A 14,064-nucleotide genomic window follows, 5' to 3' on the forward strand; every position below is an offset into this window, starting at 1 on the left:
ACTAATTTCATAGGGACGACTGATGCAGTAGATTTCATAGCTAAAACAAACAATCAGGAAAGGCTAAGAATTTCTTCTTCAGGTAATGTGGGAATAGGAATGGGGGGATACAATCCTGCTGCAAAATTGGATCTACAAGGAAACCAGCTAATAAATGCTTCAAAAACTTATCTTACAAGTAGAGAAGCAATTGACATTAATATTGGAGATGATGGGTATACTTATGGAAACCGGACTGAGAATTACGGAATTTTAATGAGAACAAAATCGTCATCAGAAACAGGATCCATAGCACGTATTAATTTCGGGGATAAAGGTACTTCTATGAATTCAGGAAGTCGCTATCTTTCATTCAGTGTAGGAAAAAAATTGAATGAACTTTTATATTTAACGGATGAAAATAATGGTAATGTGGGAATTGGAACGACAACTCCAAATGCACAGTCCAGCTTAGATTTAAGTGCTCCTGATAAGGCTTTATTAACCAATCGTGTGGCCAATACATCTGTTATCACTTCTCCTGCTGAAGGTATGATAGTTTATGTTAAAGATGAAAAGTGCTTTAAAGGATATGCAAATAGCTTATGGAGAGATATAACCCCATGCTCAGGTGGAACCCCAATCGTTACCCAGCTTAATTGTGGAGGTGGAGCCCTTAATGGCAGCTTTACTTCGGGAGTATTTGGTAATGGTAGTTTTAGCTTACCTTATGCAGGAGGTAATGGGGTTGCTTACTCAGGACAAACTATATTCTCAACAGGAGTAACAGGATTGACGGCGACTTTAAGTGCAGGTACATTAGCTAATGGTTCAGGAAGTTTAGCATATACTATTTCAGGAACACCATCATCATCCGGAACAGCTAGTTTTACAGTAAATTTTGGGGGTCAGTTATGTACATTTAATGTTAATGTAAGCTCTTCCCAACCTCAGGTTATTCTGCTTAATTGTGGAGGTGGAGCCCTTAATGGCAGCTTTACTTCGGGAGTATTTGGTAATGGTAGTTTTAGCTTACCTTATGCAGGAGGTAATGGGGTTGCTTACTCAGGACAAACTATATTCTCAACAGGAGTAACAGGATTGACGGCGACTTTAAGTGCAGGTACATTAGCTAATGGTTCAGGAAGTTTAGCATATACTATTTCAGGAACACCATCATCATCCGGAACAGCTAATTTTACGGTAAATTTTGGAGGTCAGTCATGTACATTTAATGTTAATGTAAGCTCTTCCCAACCTCAAGTTATTCTGCTTAATTGTGGAGGTGGAGCCCTTAATGGCAGCTTTACTTCAGGAACATCTAGTAATGGTACTTTTAACTTACCTTATGCAGGAGGCAACGGAGTAGCTTACATAGGGCAAACTATACTCTCAACAGGAGTAACGGGACTGACGGCGACTTTAAACGCAGGTACATTAGCTAATGGGTCGGGAAGTTTAACATACACTATTTCAGGAACACCATCATCATCTGGAACAGCTAATTTTACAGTAAATTTTGGAGGTCAGTCATGTACATTTAATGTTAATGTAGGTGCTGCAAAATGTGGAGCATATATTGCTCCGGGACAATGGAAAGACTTTATGTGTCACAACTTAGGTGCTGATGTGAGTGCAGATCCTTTTACACCATCAGCATCTATACAAGGAGCTAAATACCAGTGGGGAGCTACAACAGGACAAACAGGAAGATATTATTCCCAAGCAAATGATCAAGCGAATGCAGGATCTATTACAGGATGGAATGCAGGGAGTATATTTGGATTACCTGATAATACTTGGCAGGATGGTGTTAAAACCGTAAATGACCCATGTCCTGCGGGATACAGGGTGCCTACTTCAGCTCAGTGGCAAAGCGTTATGAATAATAACGCGGCAACAAGAGTGGGAACATGGATTAATAGTGCAACGAATTATTCCACAGCCATTAAGTTTGGAGCTTCCTTATTGTTGCCAGCTGCGGGTAACCGCGAACTGGACTTTGGTACGCTTGTCGACCATGGTAACTTCGGATACTATTGGAGCAGTACACAACAGAGTTCCATCTCAAATGCGAATGGCTTGACCTTCAATAACAACATCGCAGGAGTTTACCTAAGCAGTCGTAATTACGGCTTCAGCGTCCGCTGTATTTCAGAATAGATTCTATTGATTTTATAATTTAAAGATTTCTGGCGGCTTTCCCATCGCCAGAAATCTTATTATTACCATTAAAATGAAAATAACAGAGATCTTAGCACAGGAAAATCATCATCATAAAGCTATATAAACAAAGCATTTTTTGGGAGGCTTAAATGATTTTGATCATTATATAGGATATTACATCTATAATCTGTTTTACTTTTTAAATGAAACCAAGATTCAACGTAGCCAAATGCCTTTGTTTACCTTTATTAAATGATTTTATTGCAAAAAAACTTTTTTTAACCTTACGATGATAAAAAACAAAAAAAGATGAAGAATAAATAACCCTCATTATCAACAAATTAGTACATTCATGCATAGCCCAAAGAGGAACGACACCTCGCCAACAAAGATGACAAGGGAATAGGATTGAGCATAGAAAACATTAATATGAGAAGTATGGTGGATAGCGGAAATAGCTCTAAAAATCAATAAATTCAAAAACAGAATTACTAAAAATAACTGATTATCAAAATATTACAAATTTAAAATTTTAATATTAGTTTAACCTTTTTGCTTATCTTTGTTATTCGTCAAAAAGCTAACAATGTCCCTATACCAAAGAATAGCCGAAAAACTGCAATATATCAGTCCGAATTTTTATAAAAAAAGATATTTTAAAAAGCTTAATAAGCTTACTAAAAATAATTTTTCGGAAAGAAATGTAGAGCCGGAGCTGGTTTGGATTAAAGAATATTTACCAAAAAATGCGGTGATACTGGATATTGGAGCCAATGTAGGTACATTTTTGTATCAACTGGAAAACAAACTGAATCATGAAAACATTTACGGTTTTGAACCTAATAAAAAATTGTACCTCCGGCTAAAAAGGCTATTTCCGGGAATGAAAATTTTTCCGCTGGCGCTTTCGGATGAAAATATCACTGCGGAGTTTAAAGTCCCCATCATCAACGGAAAAATGGTGGCATCTCGAGGTACACTGAATATAAACTACAAAGAGAAGGGCGAGCAGAAAAGTTACACCGAAAAAGTAAAAGTGATAAAACTCGATGAATGGGCAGCCATAGAACAGTTTAAAAGACTGGATTTCATAAAGATAGATGTGGAAGGAAATGAGATAAAGACTCTTTTTGGGGCAAAGGAAGTTATCCGGCGGTTTTCCCCCACTCTGATGGTTGAAATGGAGCAAAGGCATCATAATACCCCGATCTGGAACGAAATTTCTGAGGTAGAATCTTGGGGATATGAAGCAAGATATCTCAACAGAGCAGATTTTAATCTTGAAAAGATAACGGAAGAAATACTTTTGAAAAACACAAACGACGAGAAAAATAAAAAAGAATACATTAATAATATCATTTTTATACCTAAAAACAACTGAGAAATCATGAGTGTAGTAGCAAGACAGGGATTCAAGTACTCCATCATTGGTTATCTGGGTTTTTTATTGGGTACCATTTCTGCAATTTTCATTTTCCCAAACGATTTTGAATTTTACGGAAAGCTTCGCTACATCCTTCCCAGCGCAGAATTTTTGGTTCCGTTTGTGGTCTTGGGAATTTCTTATTCTAATGTGAAATTTTTTCATACGGTAGAAAAAGACGGTAAAGAGCAAAATATGCTTTCTTTATCTTTGCTTTTTGTCTTTATTAATTTCCTGATTTTTCTTTTGGTATTTTTTGTGCTCCCTTATCTATACCCAAAGTTCAGACATTCTGAAGCCTGGAAAGCCAAAGAGGTTATTTTACCGATGGTTTTGATTCTTTCATTTTGTACGATTTTTAATAAATATACTTCCAATTATAAAAGAATAGTAATTTCCAACATTTTTGATAATCTTTTTCCGAAAATAGCAAATCTTGGGGCTTTCTGCCTGTTTTTTTATTTTGCTCTTTCTCAGGAGATTGCATTTGCATTTTTCTTCGGAATGTTTGCTTTGATGCTTTTCGGATATATTTATTACACCAACAGGCTAAAGAAAATCAATCTTGATTTCAGCACCGATTACTTTAAAAAGGATGTTTTCTGGAAAGAGTTTTTTAATTATAGCTTTTTCGGGTTCCTAGGAACTTTCGGGAATTATCTTGCGATTAACAGCTTAATGATCGGTGAATTTATGGGCATGGAAGAAAACGGAATTTATGCTGTCTTATACGCTTTGATTTCGCTAATTTCTATTCCGCAGCTTGGTTTATTTAATGTTTCAGCACCGATCATCAGTAAGAATCTTGCAGACGGTGATATGGAAGAACTTGACAGATTTCACAAAAAAACATCCTTGAGCTTATATTTTTTAGGCGCTGTTTTATTTTCCTGCATTATGGTCGGGTTTCCTTTTCTGACACAGTTTATGCCCAAAAACGGAATAATGCTCAGAGAATATGAGCCTGTAATATGGATTTGGGGATCAGCAGTTTTGGTGGATTTGGCGACGGGCTTTAACGGAAATATTATTTCCCTGTCCAAGTACTACAAATTCAATATTCTGGTGATGCTTTTGCTGGCCGGATTGACCATAAGCTTAAACCTTTATTTCATCAAAAATACTGATCTGAAACTTATCGGAATTGCCCTGTCTACAGCTATTTCCCTAACTACTTATAATGTGATCAAAATTGTATTCAATTACATTATGTTCAAGGTTTCTCCGTTAAGCATTGAGATGATTTTCGTTTCCATTATTTGTACATTGGCCGTTACTGTAGCCATTGTTTTACCGGATTTCAATAATAATTTCATCAATATGATCTATAAACCTTCTGTTGTTTTGCTTTTGATCTTTATTGGAAATTATTTCACTAAAGTCTTTCCGATCGAGGATTATTTAAATAAAAATTTTCTTAAAAGTATATTTAAATTCAAGTAATAATTAAACCTTCCAAAATTTTTTCCAGATTTTCCTGAACGGTCTTTTTGTTATATTTTATCTGAAAATCAAAACGTCTGTTTTTAAGCTCTTTAAATTGCTCTAAAATATTTTTCTGCTCAGGAAAAATAAACTCTAATTTGGATGAATAATTTTCAGGAAAAATGGCTATTTTACCGTATTTAATTGTATCCCCTAAGTTTCCTGTCATTTTTGTTATGCCATACATTTCCTTTTGGCTGAAAAAATCAATTTCCTGACGAATCGGGCACCAAAGAATATCTGCCTTCTGCATCCACATTTCAAAATCTCCTGCGGAAACTCTTTCCGGAAAAAAACGGATGGATGTATTTTCCGGCAGATGTGATGATAATTTTTGCAGTTGTTCCAGCTCATGGTCTTTTGCCCTGCCTAAAAACACAAACTCATATTTTACATCAATCCTGGCATTTTGTATAATTTTAAAAATACGTTCGTAATCCCTCCTTTTCTGCGAAACGCCGCCCGGAATTACAATCGTCAGCACTTTATTTTCTACCCTTTTATAGTTTTTAGTATAAAAAACAGGTAAGAACTTATATTTTTCCGATGTCAATTCTTCATCAAGAACTAAAATATTTTTAGCCTTTTTGTAGATTTTTGATGAATTTAATAAACCTTCTTTCCATAATAATTTCAGCCTGTAAAGAACATCAGCCTTGAAAATTTTTTTTATTAAAACCCAATTTGAAGTTGTAATGAAATTAAGGTTATGAACAATAACAGCCGTATTATATTTTTCCGTAATAGCGAGAAAAGTATTAAAGTAACGATGTATGGTTCCGATGATAATAAGGTCATATGCTTTCATTTTTAGCTGATCCAGAATCATGGAGCTGTCGGAAATAAAAACGGAATCACCCCTTCCCACCTGATTTTTAATCTTTTCAGAAAAATAATAATCTACTTCAAACTCTTCAGAATCATCCATAACATCCATGAACGCCAAAGCTACTTCTGCGTGGTGGTTATCGATTTCTATATAGGCAATTTTTTTCAATATTTTTTATAAATTGTATGTTTGATAAGGAATAATGATTTAGGTTTATTTGCTTACTGCTTTCTTTCCTATTTGCCCTTCCCTATTTATCTGTCTACATTTTCAGCCATTTTTTCTTCAGCATTTTCCAGCGTTGGTCATTGATGATTTTTTGTTCTTCTTTTGATATTTTTAATTCAAGTTTTTTTGACCGGCAGTTTTCGTAAGATGAAATAATAGCAAAGAAAAAAGAAACCGACCTCTTTTTCATGGCTTCTTTGGATGAAGCTACATAAGCCAGAAAACGGTTTAATCCCAAAAAATAAAAATACCTGCCATAATATTCTGCAGGCCTTAAAGTATAATCTGCCCCTTTTGTTTTAATTAATTTCACATGAAGATCTGGCAAAACAACTTCTTTCCAGCCCAGATTTTCAAGCAAAATTGAATCAATATTATCCCAGCCTAAAGACTCTCGCAAGCCACGCATTTGAATAAAACTTTCCCTTCTATAAGCCTTCATTGGCCCACGCACATGATGCCTGTTGGAATTCCCTTCATATTTCCAGCTCCCATTTTCCTCAATATATAAAAGCCCACCAACTAAGCCATTTTCCGGAGTATTTTCAAATGATTTTGCTATAGTGTCAAGGTAATTTTCGGGGAGAATAATATCTGAATCGAATTTACAGATGATATCAAACTCATTAATATTTTGAGTATTTAAGCCATTTTTAAAGGCATTGATCACTTTTGAGCCTGGCTGATGTACAGATTTTTGAAGATTAACCGTCTCGAAACGTGAATCTGTATCAACATATTTCCTGATGATGTCCTCCGTACGATCTGTAGAACCGTCATTGACGACCACTACTTTAAAATCCTTACCACTTTGCCGTAGTAAAGAATCAAGTGTGAACGAGAGATTAGATTCTTCGTTATGTGCAGGAATGATGATCAGGAATTTCAAAATGAACGTGGTTGATTTTTGGTTACTGGTTACCTGTTCATAATTGCTAGCTTCTGATTTCTGAAATTAGTCTGTCTGGCATTAAACTAAATATATTAAATCATAACTAAGAACTATGAACTAGTAACTAACAACTATTTATTATGCGGTTTCAGCATATTTTTAGGATCAAGGATTTCGTCCAGCTTTTCCTGGGAAAGAACTCCTTTTTCCAGAACCAGATTATAAACACTTTTTCCTGTTTCTAAGGCCTCTTTGGCAATTTCTGTTGAAAATTTATAGCCAATATACGGGTTTAGTGCAGTTACAATTCCGATGCTATGCTTTACCATATTTAAGCAGACTTCTTTATTTGCAGTAATTCCTACAACGCACTTTTCACGAAGCGTATCCAATGCATTGCAAAGAAAGTTAATGTTTTCCATGATGGCATGGGAAAGTACCGGCTCCATTACATTCAGCTGCAATTGTCCTGCTTCTGCTGCAAACGTTACGGTAAGATCATTTCCTATTACTTTATAGCAGACCTGATTAACCACTTCCGGGATTACAGGATTTACTTTTCCGGGCATGATAGATGATCCCGGCTGCATCGGAGGCAAATTAATCTCAAAAAGACCGGCTCTCGGGCCTGAGGAAAGCAACCTTAAATCATTACATATCTTTGACAATTTCACGGCAAGACGCTTCATTGCTGAAGAGTAAATCACATAAGAACCCGTGTCAGGGGTAGCTTCCACCAGATCTGGTGCGGAAATCACAGGAAAACCAGTCAGCTGCGCTAAGTTTTTGGCACAAAGTACCGCATATCCTATCGGAGCATTGATTCCGGTACCAATAGCCGTGGCTCCCATATTGACTTCTACGAAAAGGTTGGCATTGTTATTTAATTTAGAAATATCTTCTTCAAGAGTTACAGCAAAAGCTTCAAATTCCTGTCCTAAAGTCATTGGAACAGCATCCTGAAGCTGTGTTCGTCCCATTTTTATTACATCTTGAAACTCTCTTCCCTTTGCACGGAAAGCTTCAACAATTTTTTCCAGTTTTTCGACCAGAGTTACATTCATATGAAGTAATCCCATTTTGATAGCTGTAGGATAAGCATCGTTGGTCGATTGAGAAAGGTTAATATGGTCATTAGGTGAGCAAAACTCGTACTGCCCTTTATTTTTTCCTAATTTTTCTAAAACTCTGTTGGCAATTACTTCGTTTGCATTCATGTTAATGGAAGTTCCTGCCCCACCTTGGATCATGTCTACCGGAAACTGATCGTGAAGCTGGCCGTCAAGCAATTCATCACAGACTTCAGCAATTTTAAAATATAGGCTTTCGTCAAATAAACCCAGTTCATAATTTGTTTTTGCAGCGGCCTTTTTTACGAAAGCCAGTCCTTTAATAAATTCCGGGTAAGAAGACAAAAGCTGCCCTGAAATCTTGAAATTATCGATAGCTCTTTGTGTCTGAACTCCATAATAAGCATTTACCGGAACATCCAATTCGCCCAATAAATCACTTTCTTTTCTGAAATTTTCCATTACAGATTTTTTAAGATTTTTAAAGTTTTTAAATATAGCAAAAACGCACCGAAACCGATGCGCTTTAGTGATTTATTTTACAGGATATTTTTGCAATAAAGCCTGTAATATTGAAAATGTTTCAGCATCCATAATCCCGTCGTAATTTTGTGGACGGAAATGATACTGGAACGCTTCGATTGTTTTTTTGGTAGTGTCATCCCATTTACCACTCAGATCAATTCCATACCCAAATTTTTGAAGCTGAGTCTGTACATTGATGATAAATGTAGGATCATTATATTTCAGCTGAAAATCCGTTGAAGTCTCTAAATCGTAATAATTTTTCTTCGCTGCTTCATCATACCACATCCCGATCTGATATTCATCATATAATTTTTTCCATGGAAACATTGGCCCAGGATCCTGTTTTCTTGTGGGTGCTATATCAGAATGTCCTAGAACATTGGTAGCCGGAATCTGATATCTCGTGATAATATCTTTCGCTAAAGCGGCCACCTTTCTTACCTGAACATCATCAAAAGGAGCAAATATTCTTTTCCCTGAAGCATCTGTAGTGAATCCGGTATTAACGATTTCAATCCCTATTGATGTATCATTAAGGTTTTTATCATTTCTCCAGGCACTTACTCCTGCATGGTAAGAGCGTTTATTTTCATCAACCAATTGATAAATTTCATTATCTCCGGTATTATTTACCAGGTAATGTGCACTTACCGCCTGCTGCGTAAGAACGGTAACAGATTTATCGTCCGGAAGAGCCGTGTAATGCAGGATCAGATATCTTTGTCTGAAATTCTGGGCAATAGCCGGAAAATAGGTTTTCACAACTTTATATCCTGCAGGTTTTGCAGAAACGATTGATCCATAACTTATCGTATTGTCATTCTTTGTAGGATCCGCAATATTAGTAGTATAAAATTCTACTCCGCGATCGTTGGTGATTTGTGATTTTGGCTTTTCGGAAATTGGAGTTTTCACAACAGTTTTAGGCTTTGCTACCGGTGTTTTCGGGATATAATGGGTGTTTTTCGTACTTGGCTGGGAAGTACATGAAAAAGCTATAGCACTTAATCCGATGATATATAATGTTTTACGCATTTGTTTATTTTTTTAATCATTTATAAGCTCAAAAATACACAAATTTTTCTTGAAAAATATTTGGTAAATAAAGAAATCTATTCTATATTTGCACTCGCAATAAAGGAATAGCGATCATTAAAAAACGAAGATAAACAGGAGGGTTGCCGGAGTGGTTAACGGAGCAGTTTGCTAAACTGTCGACGCGAAAGTGTCGCAAGGGTTCGAATCCCTTACCCTCCGCTTTCTTATTATATCTTTTTCGGGGCGTAGCGTAGTCCGGTCATCGCGCCTGGTTTGGGACCAGGAGGTCGCAGGTTCGAATCCTGCCGCCCCGACTTAAAGCTTTTTTATTATAATAAATTAGGCGGAATCAAAAATTTTTAGGGTGCGTAGCTCAGCTGGATAGAGCATCTGCCTTCTAAGCAGACGGTCAAAGGTTCGAATCCTTTCGCGCTCACGAAAACTCATAACCTTGTTATGAGTTTTTCTGTTTTTGGCTTTTGACAATACATATTTTAAATTTTTCCACTCTCAAATTCCAAATGATTAACTTTAGCAAGAACAATTCTTTTATTTCCAGGATACCATTTAACTATCTGATTATTAGTAATGTAAAGTTTATAAAAGTTCAGTTAAAAATATTCATAAAAAATTATTCACTATTTATTTTCATTATTTAAAAAAAAAAATCTACATTTGCACCCACAAAAAACAAGGTAATGTTACCTGTTTAGATGATCTCAATCGGGGCGTAGCGTAGTCCGGTCATCGCGCCTGGTTTGGGACCAGGAGGTCGCAGGTTCGAATCCTGCCGCCCCGACTTAAAGCTTTTTTATTATAATAACTAAGCAAAAATCAAATTTTTTAGGGTGCGTAGCTCAGCTGGATAGAGCATCTGCCTTCTAAGCAGACGGTCAAAGGTTCGAATCCTTTCGCGCTCACGATAATGCTAAATGGCACCATTGGAAGACAAATGGTGCCATTTTTTTGTAAATCCAAAAAGAATACAATACTTACTAATCATGGTCGAAAGAAAATTACTTCCGACCATGAAGCCCTAAGAGGCTGTTTATTATTTTTTTAAAATTAATTGAAAATTATTTCACCTTTGATGAGAATCTTCCCGAAATACTTTTAAAAAGAAATAAGAAAACCCCAACAATAATTAGTGCAAAACCCATAGGAATCAAAAAGAAGAAAGGCTCATGAAGATATCCATCTGAAGTAATACTTGATTTCGTAGAATCGAACGATTCAGTGATCATTTTTACGATAAAACACAAAGCTCCTAAGCTTAGAGTAGCTAGTGATATTAAATTTAATTTTTTCATATTTGTTTTTTTAACTAATAAATCTCTCTCAAAAGATATGCCACATTTTCAAAAATTTTATCCGGCAAAAAGACAGTAAAAAAAACACTATAAAAAATATACACCAGTTTTTATTTTATTATGATTTTTTTTAATAATCTTGTTTAAACTTTTTAGAAGCAATTTCCCTCTTTTCACTATATCTTTTGTTTCGCTTCGCTACTCAAAAGGATGCCGTTACAATCGGGCTATGGTTATTGTCGCATTTAAGCAAGGGGAAAGATCTACAGAAAATAAAAAATTTAAACAGATTTAATTAATAATGAAAAAATCCACTTCAGAAATAATTTTTAAAATCATGAATAGAATTTCATTAATAGCTTATTTTTATTTCTCAAGTAATAAACTTATCCACTCTTCACGCTGAAGCTGTTTTTTAAGCGTTAAACTGTTTTCTTTGCAAACTTCCAAAATATCATCCACATCAAAGAAGCATAGTCCTGAAAGCAATAATTTCCCACCATCATTCAATACAGAAACATATGTTGGAATATCTGAAATTAAAATATTCCTATTGATATTTGCTAAAATAATATCATAACTTTTTTTTCCTAAACTTGCGGCAGTTCCCTGTTCGATATCCAGCTTTACTTTATTTCTAGCAGCATTTTCTTTTGAATTTTCTACCGACCATTCGTCGATGTCTACGGCTTTTGTGTCACCGGCTCCATTTTGCTTTGCGTAAATGGCCAAAACCGAAGTTCCACAACCCATATCAAGCACTTTTTTACCATTGAAATTAATATCCATCATTTGCTGGATCATTAAATGAGTTGTCGGGTGATGCCCCGTTCCGAAAGACATTTTTGGTTGAATAACAATCTCATGCATTCCCGGAACAGTTTCATGGAACTCTGCTCTGATCAGGACCTTATCATCAATATTAATGGGTTCAAAATTCTTTTCCCACTCCTCGTTCCAGTTGATGTTTGGCATTTCCTGGAAAGTGTATTTTATATTTACATTTTCGTTTTCAAAAAGCGGTAGTGCTTTCAGCTCTTCCACATTAAATAGCTCTTTCTGAATATATCCCAAAATACCATCAATCTCTTCCGTAAAGCTGTCAAAACCTATTTCTATAAGTTCTGCCATTAATATTTCGTTCCAAGGCTGAAGCGGAGAAATCTTGAAATTGAATTCTAAATAATTTTGCATATGAATAATTTGTTGCAAAAATAAAACTACTTTTTTGATTTATTGGAATATTATATTTGCAAAGAACGTAAAGTTTAGTAAAAAGCAGTTGTGTGTCATTACGGATGGATTGAAGGTCTGCGAACGAAGTTCAAAAGCGACGAAGCAATCTCAATAAACAGAAGATTTTATTCTCTTTAAATTTTGTTTGGATGCTTTCAGCCCAACATCCTTTATCGGAAATTGATCCTGTTAACGGTTTTGTGGTAACGAAAAGAAAATTTGCTCTTTTAAGATCATAAATCTGTTTCAGCCATTTGTAATTATTATTCCAAAGCCGGTGTCAGTATTTTCATGATAAAATGACAAATACCATATGTATATCTCATTAAAGATTAAATTTTAATCATTATTTAAGCAATCAACAAAAAAGCTCACCTCCAAAGAGACAGACTAGTGTGAACTAATAGAGATGGAAGAATGAAGTTAAAAGTTATTATCGGCTTAAATATTTAAAAAATCAAACAGATTACCATTACCTGTTGACAATCGTTACTTCTTTCCTCCAGCAGCTTCAGTTCTGTTTCAACAATAGGTTATTTATTTTTAAGCTGATCCGGAATGTTAGTTGTAACGAATCCGATACCTTGCTGTTTCAATTCTTCATAAATACCTACATCATCCACCGTCCATGCATTTGTAATTAATCCTAAAGCTTTTGCATCGGTAATCCAAGTCGGATTTTTCTGGAAAATGCTGTAATGATAATCGATCCCGTCTAAACCTTCATCCTTGATTTGTTGAGGAGAAAGCTCCCCTTTCAAATACTGAACTTTAAAAGTCGGCTCCAGTGTTTTGATTTCCTTGCAGATATTCAGGCTGAAAGAAATGAACTCGCTTTGATTTTCCAGCTTCATATCTTTAATCATTTTGATTGTTTTCGCCGTTAGCTCATCTTCTTTTTCTTTGGTTTTATCAGGTTTTATTTCAACAATAAGCTTTAGTGACTTGTCTTTTTGACCTTGTTCTAAATAATCTTTCAGCCTCGGAATATTTTCGCCATTTGATAATTTTACCTTTTTCAGTTCTTTAAAATCAGTTTCAGAAATTTCCATTTTCGCGTGATGTTCATCATGATTCACAACCAAAACTCCGTCTTTCGTCATCCTTACATCGAATTCTGAACCGTAAATTTTTAAATTCTGAGCATTTTCCAACGACTTCAGAGAATTTTCCGTTGTCGGAGGCTGCGACTGAAAATAGCCTCTGTGTGCGATAACCTGGGTTTGTGTCTTCATTAAAACTGTACTTAAAAATGCTAACCCTAAGATAAAATTTTTCATAATATGAATTTATTATTTATTAAAAGTAATTAAACTAATGTAAATGGTCAATTGTGCATTCACTTTGATCTGAATCTGGTAAAGATTTTCGGATAACGGCTCCAGTCCACTTGTGTTTAAGCTGTATTTAAGCTGTTTCGTAACCGAATAGAACCCTGTAATTATAAAGTCATATTTCCGTAGATTTGTCGATTCCTTTTTCTTTGTCCAGCAAATTCGCCACATTAAAAAAATATACCGAAAGCTCAAATGTACCGATTTTTTCAAATTTGATTTTCTTTGCAGCATATAAATCCCAAACTCTATAAAATCCGTTCTTTATACCATTTCTTCATCCGATCTGATTATAATAGTCTGTAATATAATTTTTAATGCTTTTCCTACTTCAAGATTATCAACTAAAGTTGGGTAAAATATGGGAAAATATACACCTGATTGTTGGTATCAACGAAATCTCCATTTATGTTTTCACCTACCATTAAAAAGAAACCGTTATAAGAAGTATTCTCTATTAATCTTTCATTATCCAATGTGAAATAATTAATTTAAAGATTTTTTAAATTATATTAAAACATTATGTTAAACTATTTTTAACATCAA

General features: G+C 35.0%; 11 protein-coding genes and 5 tRNA genes. 8 read left to right on the forward strand and 8 right to left on the reverse strand.

Annotated elements, in window-relative coordinates:
• The 3 genes from BW926_RS14340 to BW926_RS05955 all read left to right on the forward strand — a co-directional run.
• Positions 1-2,142: FISUMP domain-containing protein (locus BW926_RS14340; RefSeq protein ID WP_076445146.1), on the forward strand; the 2,142-nt coding region annotated here is incomplete at its 5' end.
• A gap of 589 nt (positions 2,143-2,731) precedes the next feature.
• Positions 2,732-3,526: an FkbM family methyltransferase gene (locus BW926_RS05950; protein WP_076445148.1), complete on the forward strand. Its 795-nt coding sequence runs from the start codon at positions 2,732-2,734 to the stop codon at positions 3,524-3,526.
• Between the two features lie 6 nt (positions 3,527-3,532).
• The gene (locus BW926_RS05955; RefSeq protein WP_076445150.1) at positions 3,533-5,011 is read left to right on the forward strand and encodes a lipopolysaccharide biosynthesis protein; all 1,479 of its coding nucleotides are present in this window, start codon (positions 3,533-3,535) and stop codon (positions 5,009-5,011) included.
• On the opposite strand, the gene BW926_RS05960 is transcribed toward BW926_RS05955, so the two are convergent.
• From BW926_RS05960 to BW926_RS05975, 4 genes are all read right to left on the reverse strand, one after another.
• Positions 5,004-6,050, reverse strand: coding sequence for a hypothetical protein (locus tag BW926_RS05960; RefSeq protein WP_076445152.1), 1,047 nt, complete (start codon positions 6,048-6,050; stop codon positions 5,004-5,006). The genes BW926_RS05955 and BW926_RS05960 overlap by 8 nt on opposite strands.
• Positions 6,051-6,144: 94 nt before the next feature.
• Positions 6,145-6,999, reverse strand: a complete 855-nt coding sequence (locus BW926_RS05965; RefSeq protein WP_076445154.1) for a glycosyltransferase family 2 protein — start codon at positions 6,997-6,999, stop codon at positions 6,145-6,147.
• Between the two features lie 134 nt (positions 7,000-7,133).
• Positions 7,134-8,534 carry an aspartate ammonia-lyase gene (gene aspA / locus BW926_RS05970; RefSeq protein WP_076445156.1) on the reverse strand — a complete coding sequence of 467 codons (1,401 nt, stop codon included), beginning with the start codon at positions 8,532-8,534 and terminating at the stop codon, positions 7,134-7,136.
• 72 nt (positions 8,535-8,606) lie between these two features.
• Positions 8,607-9,635 carry an N-acetylmuramoyl-L-alanine amidase gene (locus tag BW926_RS05975; RefSeq protein WP_076445158.1) on the reverse strand — a complete coding sequence of 343 codons (1,029 nt, stop codon included), beginning with the start codon at positions 9,633-9,635 and terminating at the stop codon, positions 8,607-8,609.
• 137 nt (positions 9,636-9,772) lie between these two features.
• Between BW926_RS05975 and BW926_RS05980 the strand changes: the two genes are divergently transcribed.
• The 5 genes from BW926_RS05980 (at position 9,773) to BW926_RS06000 (ending at position 10,558) form a co-directional block, all read left to right on the forward strand.
• Positions 9,773-9,857, forward strand: a tRNA-Ser gene (locus BW926_RS05980).
• Positions 9,858-9,877: 20 nt separating this feature from the next.
• A tRNA-Pro gene (locus BW926_RS05985) sits at positions 9,878-9,952 on the forward strand.
• A gap of 48 nt (positions 9,953-10,000) precedes the next feature.
• A tRNA-Arg gene (locus BW926_RS05990) sits at positions 10,001-10,074 on the forward strand.
• A 288-nt stretch (positions 10,075-10,362) separates the two neighbouring features.
• Positions 10,363-10,437, forward strand: a tRNA-Pro gene (locus BW926_RS05995).
• Between the two features lie 47 nt (positions 10,438-10,484).
• Positions 10,485-10,558 (forward strand) — tRNA-Arg (locus BW926_RS06000).
• 156 nt (positions 10,559-10,714) lie between these two features.
• Here BW926_RS06000 and BW926_RS06005 read toward each other — a convergent pair.
• The 4 genes from BW926_RS06005 to BW926_RS14620 form a co-directional block, all read right to left on the reverse strand.
• Positions 10,715-10,948: a DUF3955 domain-containing protein gene (locus BW926_RS06005; protein ID WP_076445160.1), complete on the reverse strand. Its 234-nt coding sequence runs from the start codon at positions 10,946-10,948 to the stop codon at positions 10,715-10,717.
• A gap of 366 nt (positions 10,949-11,314) precedes the next feature.
• Entirely contained in the window at positions 11,315-12,142 is an 828-nt protein-coding gene (prmA, locus tag BW926_RS06010) for a 50S ribosomal protein L11 methyltransferase (protein ID WP_076445162.1), read from the reverse strand.
• Positions 12,143-12,717: 575 nt separating this feature from the next.
• Complete coding sequence (locus BW926_RS06015; RefSeq protein ID WP_076445164.1) at positions 12,718-13,464, reverse strand: glycerophosphodiester phosphodiesterase family protein; 747 nt, start codon at positions 13,462-13,464, stop codon at positions 12,718-12,720.
• 398 nt (positions 13,465-13,862) lie between these two features.
• The gene (locus tag BW926_RS14620) at positions 13,863-13,994 is read right to left on the reverse strand and encodes a hypothetical protein (RefSeq protein WP_262484485.1); all 132 of its coding nucleotides are present in this window, start codon (positions 13,992-13,994) and stop codon (positions 13,863-13,865) included.
• Positions 13,995-14,064 lie beyond the last annotated feature (70 nt).

Source organism: Chryseobacterium sp. RU37D (assembly GCF_900156075.1).
GTDB lineage: Bacteria > Bacteroidota > Bacteroidia > Flavobacteriales > Weeksellaceae > Chryseobacterium.